Raw genomic sequence first — 16230 nt, forward strand, 5'->3', positions numbered from 1 at the left:
GTGCCGGTTAGGGCGCCCCCTGGCCGTCGACCTGTGCCGAGGCTCGGTGCGCCGCGACCCAGGTCCTAGAGCAGCCGCAGCGCGCGACTGTGAAGTCGCCGAGGYCGTTCCTGGGCTAAGCTGGGGGCAGGGCGTGATCCACGCCTGACCTCGGAGGGTCGTCCCAGCGCGACCACGGTGAGAGGCAAAGGGGCTCAGGCCTCGGATCGTCGTCATAGGTCCGCTCGTCTCGAACGTCGACGGCCGCTGGGTGCTCGACGTCGGGACGCGGGAGAGCCGATGACGGCGAACAAGGCGTTCAAGCAGCGCGTGCGCGAACGAGCGCGCAGGACGGGCGAGTCCTACACGGCCGCGCTTCGGCACTTCCGCCAGCCCTCCGAGGGAACCACCATGCCGAACACCAATCCCTTCCGAATCTCGGTCGCCCAGCTCGACGCGCCGACGGATCCGCGTGATGCCGAAGCGTTTCAACGGGTGGGCCACGACGTACGTCGTCTGATGACCGAGGCCCGCGATCAAGGCGCTCGCCTCATTCATTTCTGCGAGGGAGCACTCTGCTCGCCAAATAAGCGGATCCTGTCCAGCGATCCGACCACCATGGCCGACGCCGACTGGAGCCGCTTCGACTGGGCGGCCCAGCGCGGCCAGCTTGAGGCGATCAGGAAACACGCCGCGGCATTGCGGCTGTGGACAGTCGTCGGAGCCGTGCACCGACTCACCGAGCCACATCGTCCACACAACAGCCTTTACGTGATCGACGACCACGGCCATATCATCACCCGCTACGACGAACGGATGCTGTCCAACACCAAGGTCAGCTATTTGTACACACCCGGCATCAGTCCGATCACCTTCGACGTCGACGAGGTGCGGTTCGGGTGCGCGCTCGGCATGGAAAGCGTGTATCCGGAGCTGTTCGCCGAGTACGAGCGAGCCGACGTTCACTGCGTGTTGCTTTCCACCATGGACAATGGCACCACCTTCGGCCTGCAGACACAGGCGCATGCCAGCACCAACAGCTACTGGATCAGCTATGCCACGGTCGCCGTCGACGCGGCCGCCGCGCCGTCCGGAATCGCTGGGCCTGACGGTCACTGGGCGACCCGATGCGGACCGCACGCCACCTCGGCCATCGCCACCGTCGATATCGACCGCGAACATGAAAGCCTCGCGCGCCCCTGGCGCCGAACGGCCCGCGCCGGCAGGTACGCAACCGCGGTCGTCGACGACGATCCTCGAGCACAACGAAGCTCGCTCTAACACGAAGGTCTCGACGGGCGTGCCCGAAGCGTTTCGCCCATCCCGGGTAGACGCTTCGGGCGGGCGGCGCCGCCGCGGTGCGTGCCCTGACGCACCGGCGGCATCCTCCGCGCAGCCAGACGAAAGGCGAGGTCGCAGAAGCCCGTCGGCGAGTCCGGCCGTACTCCGGGCGCCGCCACGTTTCATTGTCGCCGATGCACGGATCGGGAGACGAGGCCCCAGCCGTTCCTTGTTTGTCCGACTTGCCGGTCGAGAACCATGCCGATCAGCAGCGCGAGCGGGTCATTGGTCAGCAGTTCGTCCGCCGCGTCGTTCTGGCTCAGGTGAAGTCCCACGTGAGTACGGTAGCCGGCCCTTGCGCGGCGGTCGCCTCGCCGCTGGCCAGATCACGGTGTTGTCGGTCAGCCACGTCCGTGAAAGGGCCACAGCAGGCCGCGACGGTGTCCGTCATCCGCCTTTCCCGCCGAGGACGGCCGCGGGCTGACGTGTGGCTGCTACATTTGCGCATGGCCGCTACTGGCGCGGGTGGATGACCACCGGGGAACGGCCGGAAGACCGTCGACGCCGACCGCCTGGGCCCGCGACGCGCAGATGACTCCGCGCGACGTGAGGACGGCCGATGGACCTGCGGTATGGCATGAACCCCCACCAGCAGCCGGCGACGGCCAACCCGGTCGACGACGCCAGCCCGCCGGTGCGGGTCCTGCACGGCCAGCCTTCCTACATCAACATGCTGGACGCGTTGGAGGCCTGGCAACTCGTCAGGGAGGCGGCCGATGCCCTGGGCCGGCCCGCGGCCGCCTCCTTCAAACATCTCTCACCCGCCGGTGCCGCACTCGCCGGGCCGCTCGACGAGACGATGACCGAGACCTACGGGCTCGGCGCGTCGCCGGTGGGGATGTTGACGAGCGCCTACGTGCGGGCCCGCGACACTGACCCGAAAAGCTCCTACGGCGACTTCGCCGCGGTTTCCGCCCCGGTCGACGCGGAGCTGGCCGTACTGCTGCGCCGACTGGTCTGCGACGGAATCGTCGCGCCCGGTTATGAGCCCGGGACCGTGGCGACCCTGTCCGCGAAGAAGAACGGCACGTTCCTGGTCCTGGAAGCCGACCCTGCCCACCGGCCGCCCGCCCGAGAGATCCGTGAGGTGCACGGGATGCGCTTCACCCAGACCTGGGACGACGCCGTGCCCAACCGGCAGACGCTGGCTGATGTCCGCGTCGGCACGGTGCCCGACCACGCCCTCGACGACCTGCTCCTTGGCCTGATCGTGGCCCGTCACACGCAGTCGAACTCGGTCGCCTACGTCCGAGGCGGGATGACGCTTGGCGTCGGCGCGGGCCAACAATCCCGGGTGGACTGCGTCCGCCTCGCCGGAGCGAAATCCGACACCTGGTGGCTACGCCGCCACCCCCGCGTCCGAGCGCTGCACATCGGCCAGAACCCGAAGATCCAAGATAGCATCAACGACGAGATTCAGTACCTCGACACTGGCGCCGCCGGTTCCGGCCTCCCACCCAGGCCTGGAGGGGCCCCGCCGTTGACCGCCCTGGAGCGCGCCCAGTGGCTGAGCCGGCTCGACGAGGTCAGCCTAGCTTCCGATGGCGCTCTGCCCTTCCCGGAAAACATCGTTCACGCCCGCCGTCACGGGGTGCGCTACGTGGCCGAACCCGGCGGATCAATCCGCTCCGCGGAGGTCATCGCCGCCTGTCACGATCAGGAGGTCGCCCTCGTCCACACCGGACTGCGCCTGTTCCGACACTGACGTTCTTTCGGTTTCCTCCAGCACCGAGTTCATGTCCCGACGGGACCGGTGCGAGCGCCCCACAGTTCCGCGATCCGTCCGTCGGCGACACGGATGACTTCGATGAGTTCTCCAGTGTTGTCGGTCAGCCGGGAGCGGATCATGGCGCGGTCGTCCTCGGCGACCAGGTCAACGACCTCCGTGCGCAGATCCGGTGCGGCTGTGCGCATGGCGAGCCACCGTTCCTTGACCATGCCGGGTCCACGGGACTGGAGCGGGTGACTGTAGAAGTCAGCGGTGAAGATCTCGTCGACCGCCGGTAGGTCGAGCGCGTTGAACGCCGCGTGCATGCGATGCGCCAGGCCCCGACTTGTCTGGGCCTTCGTCGGCCCGGCGGGTGCGCGGCCGGTGTCGTCCACGAGCGCCCGCGCCAGCGGCTCCAGCCGGCCGAAGGCTCKGGCCAGGCCGATGTGGTCGGCATAGTCGCGGGATTCGACGATCTGCCCGTCACGGACACGGACCACGAACACGCACGGCAGGGCGAACTCGCCGCGGTCGGCCATCCCGGTGTAGGTGAACTCCACGACGACCACCTCCGGATCCGCCGTCCGATGCACGGCCATCTCCGTCGGTGCGAACGACCGAACACCGGCTACTCGCCCGGCTGACCCGRCGAAGTGCTGGCGCAGCTCGGCACGAGTACGCAGCGGTTGATCACCCAACGGCGCAAACGGGTGCCGGACGTCGGTCCGCTCCCCGTACAGGCCGGCGAGCGCGTCGAGCTGACGCTCCCGCTCGTCCGGTGCGAGATCACCAGAAACCAGCCGGCTCACGCCGGCGGTGACCATGCGAACGATGTCGGCCGGGGCAGGTGTCGGTACCATCGAGCCTCCAAACGAAGTCGCGACTCCGCCAACAGTAGCGGAGTCTGGACTTCGTTTACAAGGGCGGCAGGGCCGGACCGGAGGTAGGTGAGAGCCGTGCGGAAGAACGCCGTCGCCAACCGCGAGCGCATCCTGGCCGCCGCCGAAGCGGTGTTCGGCGAGCACGGCGCGGCCGGCTCCACCGAGGACGTCGCACGCCGCGCCGAGGTCGGCATCGCGACCGTGTTCCGCCATTTCCCCACGAAGGCCGCGCTGGTGGAGGCGGCCCTGGTCCGCCACTTCGATCTGCTCAACGAGCGGGCATCCACCCTGGCTGCCCAATCCGACCCCGGACAGGCCTTCCGAGACCTGCTGCGAACCATGGTCGAGGGCGGGTCGACGAAGTTGACGCTCGCGTCCCAGATGCCGGATGGACAGTTCCCACCGAGCGTCCGCCAAGGGGCGGACAAGCTGCGCGCGACCGTCGAGGACCTCTTGGACCGCGCGGCGCGGTCAGGGGCGATCCGCCGGGACGTCGGGGCCGACGAGGTCTATCTCCTGGTCCGTGGACTCGCCCAGGCATCCGCCACCACGCCGACCGCACCGCAAACCGTAAGCCGAGCCATCGAGGTGGTGATTGCTGGATTGAGCGCGTGAGGGGCCGTCMATCGTCAACGCCGCGCCGGCAACAGGCGCGGGAACTGGCTGCACCGCACCGTGGACTGGCCGGCCAACCACGCGACACCTCACGCCGTCGACCGGTCAGCTCGGTGATTGGTCGGTCAGAAGCCGGCACATGACCACGCCAGTGCGCAGCTACGACTTGACCGTCAGGTTTTTCCGCCCGACTCTGCACACCGGAGGCGGTGTCCATGCCCCGCGCAGAACGGTTGCGTCGGGTCCGTAGAGCCGCATCGTGACGCCCAGCGGGCCAGGTTGAGCCGGCAACCAGTTCGATTCCCGGTCGGATCCCGGACTGACATGCTGAAGTCCGCCTCTGTCATGGCGTTCACCGATTACCCACCCGCCGATCCTTGTTTACCGAATCCACTGGTCCAGCACCATCCCGACCAGGAGCGCCAGCGGGTCGTTCGTCAGCAGCTCATCCGCCGCGTCGATCCGGCTCAGATGCGGTCCCACGTCGCCACGCTAGCGCCACGTCGCATGCCCCGAAGATCAGATCTCACCGGAGGGCGGCGTCGAGGGCACGCCGGTGACCGGGATCCGGCTCGGGTGTCCTTCATGACGGCTGGCCACAGGCGCCGTGCTCGAGCGGGAGGAAGCCGTAGTCGGCGATCGCGTGTCGAGCCGCCGGGCTCGTGCACAGCCAGCTGTCCGGGTCCGCGAACAATCTGCCAAGCGCGGGTGGAAGAACGCCGGCCTGGTCGCGCAGCGCGACCACGTATTCGATGATCCGGAACGATTCGGGTATGCCCGGGACGCCGCGAACCTGGCCGAGGTTGATTTCGACCCGTCCGGCCGTCGGATTGAACAGCGTCGCCGGGATGCCGTTGATGGCGCCGAGGACCAGGTTGCCGTGCTCGTCACTGTGGCCGTACTCGGCCTGGCCGATGTATTTACCGACGGAGTACAGGACCAGTGCGTTGCGGTTGCCGACCAACACCGGGTCCGTGCCCTGGTCCTGCTGCACCGTTCGCACGCACGAGCCAATGGCGCTCGCCCCGCTCAACTGCCGCAGCAGGGCCGCCAGAGCCGGTCCGATCGCCGGCAGGAAGACCTGAATCGATTCGCTGCTGGCACCGCCGACCTGATCCCACCGGGTGGCGCGACATTCGATGATCGCATTCAGCTGGGCGACGGTGAGTCGAGCCGGAACGTTCGACGTCCTGTTGTGTGCGTAGGTGAGCGCGTCGCGGGCGATGGGCAGGAACACCGAGTTCTCCGGCGCGCCGGCGGTTCGGGGTGCCAACGAGCGCGCGAAGTCGATGCACGGCCGGCCGTCCGGAAGGACCTGGCGGGTCGCGAGCGCCGTAATTCCAGGCAACGAACCGTTGGGCCTTGCGATCGGTTCGCAGCCGGCTTTGGGGACGATCGTTGACGATCCTGTCGCCCGCCAGCTTCCCAGCGGCGCGGCTCGACCGTGGGCGAGGTTGTACGCGGCGGCGAGACGTTCGAACAGCGTCTCCGTGGTGTCGCTGCCGACACCGATGATCGCCTGACTGTCGGCGACGACCCGGGCCGACGGGTCCGGCGGAGGGTCGGACGCGGACGCGGCGCTGCTGGGCCGCACGGTCGCTACCAGGGTGACGAGGATCGTGGCGAGGACTGCGGCGGACGGGAGTAGACGTCGCATGCGCCTAGGTTTCCAAAGTAAATGTACGCTGTCAACATATGTGGTCGGTACGATCCGCCAGTGAGCGCCAAGGGCCAGTCACGCAACCCTCGCGGCGAGGGAGAGCGACTGCGTGAGGCGCTCCTCGCCGCCGCCGCCGGGTTGCTGACGGAGGACCCGGATCTTCAGCACCTGTCGGTACGCGCGGTCACCTCCCGCGCCGGGGTCACGCACACGGCGATGTACCTGCACTTCGCGGACAAGCAGGCGCTGATCGAGGCAGTGAAGGTGCGGTGCTTCGACGATCTGGCCGAGGTGCTGGCCGACGCGGTCCGGGAGGCTCCGGACGACCCCGCCGCCAGGCTGCGGAAGGTGGGCGAGGCTTACCTGCGCTTTGCCACGGCTCGGCCTGGTCACTACGCGGTGATGTTCCACGCCGGCCATCCGGCCCAGGTCACCCCTGCGCCCGAGCACGTTCGCGCCGCCGGGCTGCGGGCGTTCGACTCACTCGTCGCCCTGACCGCGGACGTGACCGGCGGGCGGGACGCTCGCGACGCCGCGGCCGCTCTCTGGCTCTCTCTGCACGGCTGGGCGAGCATCCGGCAAAGCATGCCCTGGTTCCCGCTGCCCGACGAGCTCAGCTATGTCGCAAGCCAGGTCCACGCGCTCGCGCGAGGCACGCAGGTCCCCGGAGCGTAGCCGGGACCCAGCGGCGACCACCCGTGTTACCTCGAAGCGGATTGCCAGAACCCGGAGAACGGCCGGGGTTCGCGCGCCGCGGCAACGGCGCGCGAACCCCGGCGCTGGGTCAGCTCCCGCTGTTGGTGGTTGTGAAGCTAATGCTCGACTGCACGCCCTCCTGGACGTAGTTGCCCCCGTCGCCGGCGGGAAAGAACGTGGCGGTCAGGAAGTACTGGTCGATGACAAGGCCGTTGGTGACGAACGTCAGTACCGGCAGGTTCGCGCTCGGGTTGAGGGCCGCGGCCGATGGGCACGGACTACCGCCCTGCGTATCGCAGGTCCAGACGACGGTTCCGGTCGGCGCGGGGGCGGCCGGGTTGGCGGCGTTGGCGAAGGACGCCGTAAAGGTCATGGTGCCGGGTGCGGAGATGTCGACGTTGTTGGGCGGGGGGTTGTTCGGGTCAGGGGTGATGACGATGGCGACCGGTGCCGGCTGGGACGTCGCGGTGGCCGAGGCGGTGTTGTTGGCCGACGCCGGGTCAGCCGTGGCCGAGGAGACCGTGGCGGTCACGGTCTGGGCGCCCAACGCGATATCCCCGGCGAGGGCGGAGACGGTGAGGGTGGCGTGGGCGCCCGGCGCCAGATCACCGATCGTCCAGACACCGGTCGACAAGGAGAACGTCCCCACCGACGGGCTCGCCGTCGGCGACACGAGCCCGGCCGGTATCGCGACCGTCGCGGTCACGCCCTGCGCCGTCGTCGAGGCACTCGTGTTCGTCACCGTCGTCGTGAAGCTCACGGTGCCGTAGTAGAACGGCGCATTGCCGCTCACCGCCTGCGCGACCGCGAGGTCGGCCCCAGCCGGAGCCACGCTCACGGTCAGTGTCGCCGTCGTGGCGATGCCCTTGTTTTTCACGGTGACGGTGTGCGCGCCCGGGGTGGTCGCCGTGCACGTCGCGCCGGTGYAGCTTCCGTTGGGGCTGATGCTGTACCTGGTGCCGGCCGGGTCGAGGGCGACCGGGTTTCCGAAGGCGTCGGATCCCTGCGCGGTGTATGCCTGGGTCGCGCCGGGAGCGATCGTCGAGTTGGCCGGGCTGATCGTCAGGCTGGCCAGCGGTGCGGCGTCGACGGTGAAGGTGTTCGCGTCCGCGAACGGAATCGCCGCCGCGCCGGCCGGGGTGAAGGTGGCCGGGAAGGCGAAGGTGCCCGGCGTGGTCGGCACGGTGACATTGCCGTAGGACAAGGTGGCGACCTGCCCGTCCGCGCAGTCCGTCGCGACGGTGATCACGTTCGATCCGTCGGGCTGGGCGGCGGTCCCGGCCACCTGGAACTGGGCGCAYGGCGAGGTGGCGCTGAGATAGYCCGGCGCCGACGGCGTGCCGGTCTGCGGCGCGGAGAAGCCGGCCGGCACGGTGATGGTGATCGTGGCGGGAGCCGTGGGCTTCTGGGCCCGGTAGGTCCAGCCGAGACCGACGCCCTGAGTTYCGGCGTCGGCCTTCTTGGTGAGGAGTTTCAGGCTCCCGGGATTGACCGTCGCGGCCTGGGCGGCGTCCGCCGCGACAAATGACGTCGCCAGCGTGATGGCGGCCACAGCGGCCCCCAGTCCCGCCCGGCCGGGTCTCCCCGGCCAGGGAAACGCAGTACGTACACCCATCATCTACCCCCCGTGTTGGTCCGAAATAAAATCTGGATTTGAGACCGTACCCGAAATTCAGCGGATCCGGGCGCCTGCGGCACGAATTCAGTGTGCGAAACCCGTTAGCACACCAACGCTAGGCGCGGAATGTTCGGCGGTAGACGTTCAGCGAGACCGCTATCGCGTCACGCAGGTGTTGGCGTAGTTAGGCGGCCGTTCCCAGCCCCGAACGCTCGGCGAGGCGGCCGATCGGTGGCTCGGTGGCTCGGTGGCTCGGTGGCTCGGTGGCTCGGTGGCTCGGTGGGTCGGTGGGTCGGTGGGTTCCAGCCTCGGATTCCTCGGGAGCTCCCGCTGGTCCCTCGGCTGGGACGTGTCCGGCGCGGTCGCTCCGGACGCTCCGCCCTGGCGGCATCCCCGTGTCACTTATGCTCCCGAACAGGCGGCCATGCCAGAGGACGCCGCGAAACTCGGCGTCCAGCACCGACTGATGTTGGTCCAGGCCGACCAAGACGGGATGCTCGCGGTAGCCGACCTGGCAGGGACCAGTCAGCGGCGACCCGACGGAGAGGAACTAGGTGTGGTCAGCCTGCCACCCGCATTGAGGGACCTGATCGAGTCCGGCCMCATGGCTCACCTGAGCACGATCAACCCCGACGGAAGCCCGCAGGTGACAGTCATCTGGATCGGCCTGGACGGCGACGATCTGCTCAGCGGCCACATGTCGTGGCACACGAAGCTACGCAACATCGAGCAGGATCCGCGGGTCGTGTTGTCCTTCGACGCGCCACGGACCCCCGGCGTCCTCATGAACCAGTACGCCGTGTTGCATGCGCGGGCCACCATTCAGCCGAGCGACGACGCCTGGAACTTGCTCAACCGCCTGACGAAGGTCTACCTCGCCCCCGACGCCGAGTTCCCGGCGCCAAAGGGACCCGGTTTCATCGTGCGCTACTCCGTCCAGCGCATCGGCGGCGTCGGCCCCTGGGCATCGGCCTCGCGGTAGGCCAGCGGGCGATCACCTCGGTGGTGGCGGCGGGCCGTCCGGGCACGGATGGCGGGGTTCACCAACGCCACCGCAGACGCGGAGCCACGGCGGCTGATCCGTCAGGTGGGCCTACGGTCCGCCACTTGCGCAGAAACCCGTTGAGCCGGCGGTGACGAACCAACCAGGATGGGCCCGCGAGGTGATGCAGGGTGCCAGTGCTGACCCACGACCAGGTCCAGCGGTTCATAGCCGACGGCTTCGTCCACCTGCCTGGGGCGTTCCCGCGGCCGGTGGCGGACGAGGGCCGTGAAACCCTCTGGCGGATGACCGGTCTCGATCGCACCGACCCGGCGACCTGGACCCGACCTGTCGTGCGTATCCAGGGTTCCGCGGCGGAACCGTTCCGGCAGGCCGTCAGCACCGCCCGGCTGCGCGGCGCGTGGGACCAGCTTGTCGGTCCCGGACGGTGGCTGCCCCGCGACGGACTGGGCACCTTCCCGATCCGATTCCCCCACTCAGACGACCCCGGCGACGCGGGGTGGCACATGGATGGCAGCTACCTGCCCGACGGCGAGTCCTCGTTCTGGCTGAACCTGCGGTMACGCGATCGGGCGTTGCTGATGCTGTTCCTGTTTTCCGATGTCGGTCCTGACGACGCGCCCACCCGGATCAAGGTTGGTTCGCACCTCGACGTGCCGCCGTTCCTGGAGCCGGCCGGGGACGCCGGCCGCAACGTCTTTGAGCTGTGTGAAGAGCTGGGCGCCGCCGGGAAGCTCGACCCATCGGACCGGCCGCTGGCCCTGGCCACCGGCGAGGCCGGCGACGTCTACCTGTGCCACCCGTTCCTCATCCACGCGGCCCAGCCCCACCGCGGCACGGTTCCACGTTTCCTCGCCCAACCGCCGCTGCCCCCGGCCGGGCTCCTCGAGCTTGACCGCCCCGACGGGGCCCACTCCGCGGTCGAGATCGCGGTCCGCCGAGCGCTGGGGCGATCCGACCCGTGACGACGACCACGGACCTCATGACCGAACGCCTGGTACTGCGTCTCTGGAGCGCCGAGGAGAGGACGGCCGTGCTCGCGGTCGCCGCCGCTGACGACGACGATGACCATGACGATGACGACGGTGTCCCCGCGGGCCGGCCAGCGCACTGGGCCGACGACTTCCCGGATGAGGGCGACCGGATCATTGCCGACGGGCTCGGGCGGTACCCCGACTGGATGGGCCCCTTCGGTCACCGTCAGGTCATCGAACAGGACAGCGGCCTGGTCATCGGCGGAATCGGGCTCTTCTGGCCGCCGACCGACGGCCGGGTCGAGATCGGCTACGGCATCGTGCCGTCCCGCCAAGGCCGTGGTTACGCCACCGAGGCGGTCATCGCGCTGACGGAATTCGCCTTCACACTTCCCAGCGTGCGGACCGTGTTCGCCAACGTAGAACGGCCAAACCCCGCCTCGATCCGCGTCCTGGTCAAGTCCGGCTTCCGTCACCACCACACCGAGGGCGACACGGTCCGCTTCCACCGCGGCCGCCCGTAAAGCCGCCGGGCTCGACACGCCCGTCAGTCGGCCGTCCTCGCCGAACCGGCCGACAGACGGATGGGAGAGCGCCGCTCAGTCCGAGAGCAGTTCCCGGCGGGCGGCGAGCTCGTCGAACAGTGCGGCGTCCTTGTCCGGCAGTGCGGCGTCCGCGTCCGGCGCGGCGGAGCCGAGCCCAAGGCACATGTTGGCTTCTTCGGTGATGACGAGGTACTCACGGACAGCCCAGACGCGGCCGGCGTCGTGCCGAGCACAGTCGATCCGGGCACCTGAACGGCGGGCGACCGCGGTCTCCTCGATCCGGAAGTCCACGAAGCCGGCGCCGGTCAACGACTCCCGGATCGACTCCGCGGGCTCCAGCGCGGAGCGCCGCCGGAAGACTGGGTTGCGGAAGACAATCACGGTATGCCGGCGGTCGCCCGGCTCCGCGAAGCGCGCCGGCTCCCATGGGCTGTTCTTCAGGTTCGGCGGCCGTTCCTCCCAGCTTTCGGGAATCGACAGGAAATAGCCGAACTCGGGCTTGACGACCTGACGCCACCCGATCTCGGGGCTCGCTGGTCCCTCGGGAATGACTGACTCGGACATCACCGCCGTCGACAGCCCGAGACCCACACCCGTGGACTCGTCCGTGTCACCCGCCTAGGCGCTGACCACGAATGGCCGTCCCGCGTGGTCTGGACCGTGGCATGCGGGCGTGCCCATGGGCACTCCCATCCGACACGCTTCCGTTGTCCTCTGGGGATCTGTGTCATTTGGGCGTGCCTATGGAGGGGTTCATCTGCCACGATTCGCAGTTGCCGGAGCTGTCCGGCGGGAGGGCACCGCTGTGCGGGCCGCGTCGGGGGTAGCCCGGGACACCGGCGGCCGGATGCAGCGCCGCCAGGGCCGACTCAGCCGCACACGCCCGACTACTGTCGGCTACCACGCTCGGTGCGGCGCTCGCGTGGTGCCTGGGGATCGCGGTGCTGGTGTGGATGTCTGCCGAAGCCTGGCACCAGGTGGGCAGGCTCGGCGTTGCTGCTTCCGGGTGCCGCTGCGGCGTCGTTCGCTCAGGTGACCGCCGAGCACGTGTCGCCGTCGTCGCAGATTCGGCCCTATCACGGCATCGGCGACACGTTGGCGACGATCAAGGCTGGTCCACGGCCGGGGCGAACGACTGCGGACACGGCACGAGCCGCCCCGCGAAGACTTGCGGGCCTTCGTGCGGACCAGCCGGCAAAGGTCATGGGGCCGTGTAGTCGGTGTCGTCGCGACAGGCCTCGTAGTCCTCGGCGCTAAGATAGTGACACCAGGGCAGCTGCGAGTCCGGAAAGCGCAGTCGGCTGGAGCCCTTCCAGGTTGCCACTTCAACATGCGTCTTGCCGGCCTCAAGGTCGCGAACGGCCTCCAACGCGGGAATCAAGTCGCTGTCTCGGCTGAAGAGGATCCCTACGTCGTAGTCGTCGGTGCATGCCAACCGCACGAAATCCACGGCCAGCGCGACGTCGATTCCTTTCTCCTGCGCAGGGTCTACCGGCCATCCCTTCGGGTACCGAAGCTGTCGGCGAATGACGGTCACCCGCGGATCACGACCCCAGTGACTCGCCTGACGGTCACCGGCTCGTGCTGCGCCGGGCTGGTGATCGGGGCTTGGACGGCCTCGGTACACCCGGATGGCCGTAAGATCGCCCTTGAACTTCCGTCTGGCGGCTATTCGCTCAGCGAGCCGTACCGGATCGACATGACCGTGCCAAGGCACTACGTCCGCAGCCAGGAAGACTTTTCGCGCGGAAGAATGCACGTTCTGGTAGTCGATGAAGATCGCAATACGTGGGGTCATGACGCCTCGATAGAGAACGGCGTCGGAACGGAGCCAGCCCGGAACCTGCCGGTTCGAGTTGATCAGATTGGGTTCTTAGAACCGTAGCCGATGGGAAACAATGCGTCAAACCCGAATATACGGAAGTCTCTCCAAAGAAAAAAGCCCCGCCAGTCCCGTAGGACGGCGGKGAGGAAGTGATTTTCACGATAGGCCCCCTCGGGGTACCTGTCAAACAGGGGTGCCACGTGCTTGGTCTCGAGAGGTGGGCTCCCGGGGCGGGGCAGCCGGTGACCGCGTGCGGCCGCCATCAAGATATGGCGAGGATGCCGGGCCAGGGCCAGGGACGAGGACGCGTGCGGTGAGGTAGGCGGAGGCGGCCGCGATGAGGGCGGCGTCCAGGTAGTGGCAGGCCATGGCACCGAGGTAACTGGGGCCACCCCAGGCGTTGGCGGTGAAGTTCGGGTCGAGACCCCCGAGGACCTGGATGCCGGCGCGGAACAGGCTGTAGGCCAGCGGAATCGCCACGACCCCAGCCGTGACCAGCCGGGCGAGGCCACCCGGCGAGCGCCGTGCGCCCCGCAGCGTCCGCCGGATCCGCCGGCCGGCCGGCTTGCCGAGCGGAGCCAGCAGGAGTAGCTCGACGGGCTGGTCCCGAACATCCGACGGCGCCCCGCCGGCCACACGGACCCGGTGCCGGTATCGACGGTGCTGACGACGTCGTAGCCGGATCCGCGCCATCGCCAGCAGTGCGATGGCCACGAGGAACAGCGCGAGATGCGGCCACCACGCGGCGGTGCCGGGCTGCTGGACATCCCGGACCGGCGATCGCCGCAGGTAGATCATGCCACCCGCGGCGACCCCGGCCGCGAACAGAAGCGCGAACACCAAGGTCAGCGGTGGCGAAAGCTCGGCGGCGACCCTGCTCAGGCGGCGAACAGGCTGGGGAAAGACGATCTTACGTCGAGGCATGTGACCAACCTCGTCCGACGGTCACCGGATGTCGTCAGACCTGCGGCCCCGACTTCGGTGGCACCGTGGCGGGACCCGCCGCCGGGGCTCCCCCTCGGGTAGGAGCGCGGCCATCCTCCCAAGGATGGACGGCAGGGCCCGGTCGGACGACCACACTTGAGGACATGCCGACGTCAGCGGCCAGCGCGCAACCACCAGCCCTCGCGACGCCACCATCGCTACAGGCGCTACAGGCGCTACAGGCGCCGACGAGGACGACGCCGCCGTGGTTCGACCGCGTCTGGCTCGGGCTCGGGCGTCGTTGGCCGTCCGCGGGCACCCGGCCAAGATGGGCCCTCGTCGCCGACCTCGCCGTCGCCGCCGGTTCGTTCGCTGCGTTCACCCTGCCGGAACTGGTGACCGCCTGGGTATCGGCCGATGGCCGCGGCGCCGGATACGGATCGCCGGCGGCGGTTGCCCTATGCGGAGCACTGGCCGTCGTACCGCTCATGGCACGACGGCGCTGGCCGATCGCGGCCTTGGCGGGCGTCGCCGCGGTGCTGTGCGCCACGTCGCTCGTCGGGGTCCGTTTCACGCCGTTCGTCAGCAATGCCGGGCCCGCGCTCGCCATCGCCGTCGTGGCCGTCGCGAGCCGTCGTTCCCGCCGGACGTCCCTGGCCGGTTGCGCCGCGGCCGCCGTCGCGACCAGCGTCGCCGGGCTTGTGGGACTGTGGCTGCATCCGGAGCAGGACCAGGACGCGGTGCAGCTCGCGCTCGTCGCGGTTGGCTGGCTGGTCGGTGACGCGCTGCGTACCCGCCGCGAGTACCGCCAGGGGCTCGACCTCGCGCTCCTGCGGCAGCGGGCGGAGCAGGAGCAGCGGGTGCGGGCGGAGGAGCGGCTCCGCCTGTCCCGCGACGTGCACGACATCGTCTCGCACACCCTTAGCATGATCACGATTCGAGCCGGCGTGGCGCGGCTCCTACTGCCCGAAGGGCCGGACCAGACCGCGCGGGCGACCGAGGCACGGGAGGCGCTCGCGGTGATCGAGACGGCCAGTCGGTCGGCGCTCGACGAACTGCGGCGAATCCTGCGACAGACCCGGACCGCCAGGTCGGACGAGACGGTGGCCGCGCCGACGCTGGCGGACCTGGGGACGCTCGTCGAGACGGCCCGTGGCCAGGGCCTGCACGTGACCTTCCATGTCCTCGATCCGGAGCGTACGGCGGGCACGGCGGACGCGAAAGGCGCGGAAGGCGCCGGCGCGAAAGGCGCGGGCGTGAAAGGCGCGGGCGTGAAAGGCGCGGGCGTGAAAGGCGCGGGCGTGAAAGGCGCGGGCGTGAAAGGCGCGGGCGTGAAAGGCGCGGGCGCGGAGACCGGCGAGGAGCCGGGACGGGCGAGATACCCGCTGGTCCTCGAGACCTCCGCCTACCGCATCGTCCAGGAGGCGCTGACGAACGTGGCGCGGCACGCGGCGGCGGAACACGCCCAGGTCGAGATAGATCATCGCCGCGGCGAACTGGTCGTCAGCGTCGTCGACGATGGCCGTGGGTACCACCCCGGCGCCGCACCCGGCATCGGCCTCGCCGGAATGCGCGAACGGGCCGAGCTCTTTGGCGGCACACTCGACGCCGGCCCGCGCCCTGGCGGTGGATTCGCCGTCGTCGTTCGCTTTCCGGTGGCCTCTCGTGAGCAGTGACCGCGTACCGGCCGGCCGGCCCATCCGGGTGCTGATCGCGGATGACGAGGCGCTGGTCCGGGCCGGGTTCCGCCTGCTCGTCGACGCGACGCCTGACCTGACCGTCGTCGCGGAGGCGGGCGACGGCGTCGCGGCGGTTCGCGCGTGTCGCCGGCTGCGGCCGGACGTGGTGCTGATGGACATCCGGATGCCGGTCATGGATGGCCTGGAGGCAACCCGGGTGATCGCCGCCGACACGGCAACCGCCGCGGCTCCCTCGCGCAGCGTCGCGGTTCCGGCCGGGACCACGACGCAGGACACGGGAGCCGTCGAGCAGGTAGACAGGCCTCGGATCCTCATCGTGACGACGTTCGATGACGACGAGTATGTCTTCGGCGCGCTAAGAGCAGGCGCCGCCGGATTCATCTTGAAGGACACCCAACCCGAGAATCTGGTGGCCGCGATCAGGACGGTCGCGGCCGGGGACTCGCTCCTCGCGCCCGGCATCACTCGGCGGCTGATCGCCGAGTTCGTCCGCCGACCCGGACCGACGGCGGGGCGTGACCCCGACCCCGCCGGGCTGCTGCCGACGCTGACCGAACGGGAGCGTGCGGTGCTCTTCCACGTCGCGAGCGGATACTCCAACGCGGAGATCGCCCAGGCGCTCTACGTCGGCACGTCCACGGTGAAGACCCACATCGGCCACCTGCTGACGAAGCTCGCCGTCCGCGACCGGGTCCAGCTTGTCATCGCCGCCTATGAGTCCGGCCTCATCACGCCGGGCAAGCCGATCGGGTGAACGCCGA

General features: G+C 69.4%; 15 protein-coding genes, 2 pseudogenes and 1 riboswitch. Of the genes and pseudogenes, 9 read left to right on the forward strand and 8 right to left on the reverse strand.

What is annotated here, in order from left to right:
* Window positions 1-279 precede the first annotated feature (279 nt).
* Window positions 280-1260: a carbon-nitrogen hydrolase family protein gene (locus BCD49_RS19855; RefSeq protein WP_007513111.1), complete on the forward strand. Its 981-nt coding sequence runs from the start codon at window positions 280-282 to the stop codon at window positions 1258-1260.
* Window positions 1261-1499: 239 nt separating this feature from the next.
* Here BCD49_RS19855 and BCD49_RS45140 read toward each other — a convergent pair.
* Window positions 1500-1595: pseudogene (locus BCD49_RS45140) on the reverse strand (HhH-GPD-type base excision DNA repair protein); the annotation flags it as partial.
* Window positions 1596-1762: 167 nt separating this feature from the next.
* Window positions 1763-1845: riboswitch (ZMP/ZTP riboswitch) on the forward strand.
* A 34-nt stretch (window positions 1846-1879) separates the two neighbouring features.
* On the opposite strand from BCD49_RS45140, the gene BCD49_RS19860 reads away from it, so the two are divergent.
* A complete protein-coding gene (locus BCD49_RS19860) occupies window positions 1880-3025 on the forward strand; it encodes a phosphoribosylaminoimidazolecarboxamide formyltransferase (protein ID WP_007513110.1) in 1146 nt (381 codons plus the stop codon).
* 29 nt (window positions 3026-3054) lie between these two features.
* On the opposite strand, the gene BCD49_RS19865 is transcribed toward BCD49_RS19860, so the two are convergent.
* A complete protein-coding gene (locus BCD49_RS19865; RefSeq protein ID WP_071041766.1) occupies window positions 3055-3888 on the reverse strand; it encodes a nuclear transport factor 2 family protein in 834 nt (277 codons plus the stop codon).
* 96 nt (window positions 3889-3984) lie between these two features.
* On the opposite strand from BCD49_RS19865, the gene BCD49_RS19870 reads away from it, so the two are divergent.
* Window positions 3985-4524 carry a TetR/AcrR family transcriptional regulator gene (locus tag BCD49_RS19870; protein WP_007513106.1) on the forward strand — a complete coding sequence of 180 codons (540 nt, stop codon included), beginning with the start codon at window positions 3985-3987 and terminating at the stop codon, window positions 4522-4524.
* A gap of 387 nt (window positions 4525-4911) precedes the next feature.
* Here the strand turns inward: BCD49_RS19870 and BCD49_RS45145 are convergent.
* Window positions 4912-5007, reverse strand: a pseudogene (locus tag BCD49_RS45145) (HhH-GPD-type base excision DNA repair protein); the annotation flags it as partial.
* Window positions 5008-5107: 100 nt separating this feature from the next.
* Entirely contained in the window at window positions 5108-5761 is a 654-nt protein-coding gene (locus BCD49_RS46155) for a hypothetical protein (RefSeq protein WP_335341700.1), read from the reverse strand.
* A 480-nt stretch (window positions 5762-6241) separates the two neighbouring features.
* On the opposite strand from BCD49_RS46155, the gene BCD49_RS19880 reads away from it, so the two are divergent.
* Window positions 6242-6859: a TetR/AcrR family transcriptional regulator gene (locus BCD49_RS19880; protein ID WP_051466140.1), complete on the forward strand. Its 618-nt coding sequence runs from the start codon at window positions 6242-6244 to the stop codon at window positions 6857-6859.
* A 109-nt stretch (window positions 6860-6968) separates the two neighbouring features.
* On the opposite strand, the gene BCD49_RS19885 is transcribed toward BCD49_RS19880, so the two are convergent.
* A complete protein-coding gene (locus BCD49_RS19885; protein ID WP_241832361.1) occupies window positions 6969-8432 on the reverse strand; it encodes a DUF11 domain-containing protein in 1464 nt (487 codons plus the stop codon).
* A 490-nt stretch (window positions 8433-8922) separates the two neighbouring features.
* Between BCD49_RS19885 and BCD49_RS19890 the strand changes: the two genes are divergently transcribed.
* From BCD49_RS19890 to BCD49_RS19900, 3 genes are all read left to right on the forward strand, one after another.
* Window positions 8923-9480 (forward strand): PPOX class F420-dependent oxidoreductase, encoded by a 558-nt coding sequence (locus BCD49_RS19890; protein WP_241832362.1) that lies wholly within the window; start codon window positions 8923-8925, stop codon window positions 9478-9480.
* A 191-nt stretch (window positions 9481-9671) separates the two neighbouring features.
* Window positions 9672-10466, forward strand: a complete 795-nt coding sequence (locus tag BCD49_RS19895) for a phytanoyl-CoA dioxygenase family protein (protein WP_083401572.1) — start codon at window positions 9672-9674, stop codon at window positions 10464-10466.
* On the forward strand, window positions 10463-10999 hold the full coding sequence (locus BCD49_RS19900) for a GNAT family N-acetyltransferase (RefSeq protein ID WP_007513095.1): 537 nt from the start codon (window positions 10463-10465) through the stop codon (window positions 10997-10999). The genes BCD49_RS19895 and BCD49_RS19900 overlap by 4 nt, the downstream gene beginning before the upstream one ends.
* A gap of 75 nt (window positions 11000-11074) precedes the next feature.
* Here BCD49_RS19900 and BCD49_RS19905 read toward each other — a convergent pair whose 3' ends face one another.
* The 3 genes from BCD49_RS19905 to BCD49_RS19915 all read right to left on the reverse strand — a co-directional run bounded on the left by BCD49_RS19905 (window position 11075) and on the right by BCD49_RS19915 (window position 13769).
* Window positions 11075-11584 carry a hypothetical protein gene (locus BCD49_RS19905; protein ID WP_051466627.1) on the reverse strand — a complete coding sequence of 170 codons (510 nt, stop codon included), beginning with the start codon at window positions 11582-11584 and terminating at the stop codon, window positions 11075-11077.
* Window positions 11585-12221: 637 nt separating this feature from the next.
* Window positions 12222-12818, reverse strand: coding sequence for an NYN domain-containing protein (locus BCD49_RS40835; protein ID WP_007513091.1), 597 nt, complete (start codon window positions 12816-12818; stop codon window positions 12222-12224).
* A 210-nt stretch (window positions 12819-13028) separates the two neighbouring features.
* A complete protein-coding gene (locus tag BCD49_RS19915; RefSeq protein ID WP_007513087.1) occupies window positions 13029-13769 on the reverse strand; it encodes a hypothetical protein in 741 nt (246 codons plus the stop codon).
* Between the two features lie 164 nt (window positions 13770-13933).
* Between BCD49_RS19915 and BCD49_RS19920 the strand changes: the two genes are divergently transcribed.
* Window positions 13934-15445, forward strand: coding sequence for a sensor histidine kinase (locus BCD49_RS19920; RefSeq protein WP_007513086.1), 1512 nt, complete (start codon window positions 13934-13936; stop codon window positions 15443-15445).
* The gene (locus tag BCD49_RS19925) at window positions 15435-16223 is read left to right on the forward strand and encodes a response regulator (RefSeq protein WP_007513083.1); all 789 of its coding nucleotides are present in this window, start codon (window positions 15435-15437) and stop codon (window positions 16221-16223) included. Before BCD49_RS19920 ends, BCD49_RS19925 begins: the two co-directional genes overlap by 11 nt.
* The last annotated feature ends 7 nt before the right edge of the window (window positions 16224-16230 follow it).

Origin of the sequence: Pseudofrankia sp. EUN1h, assembly GCF_001854645.1 — a bacterium.
Lineage (GTDB): Bacteria > Actinomycetota > Actinomycetes > Frankiales > Frankiaceae > Pseudofrankia > Pseudofrankia saprophytica.

Coding starts and splice junctions, on each gene's coding strand:
- BCD49_RS19855 (WP_007513111.1), top strand. CDS start 280: ATGACGGCGAACAAGGCGTTCAAGCAGCGCGTGCGCGAACGAGCGCGC.
- BCD49_RS19860 (WP_007513110.1), top strand. CDS start 1,880: ATGGACCTGCGGTATGGCATGAACCCCCACCAGCAGCCGGCGACGGCC.
- BCD49_RS19905 (WP_051466627.1), bottom strand. CDS start 11,584: ATGTCCGAGTCAGTCATTCCCGAGGGACCAGCGAGCCCCGAGATCGGG.
- BCD49_RS40835 (WP_007513091.1), bottom strand. CDS start 12,818: ATGACCCCACGTATTGCGATCTTCATCGACTACCAGAACGTGCATTCT.
- BCD49_RS19915 (WP_007513087.1), bottom strand. CDS start 13,769: ATGCCTCGACGTAAGATCGTCTTTCCCCAGCCTGTTCGCCGCCTGAGC.
- BCD49_RS19920 (WP_007513086.1), top strand. CDS start 13,934: ATGCCGACGTCAGCGGCCAGCGCGCAACCACCAGCCCTCGCGACGCCA.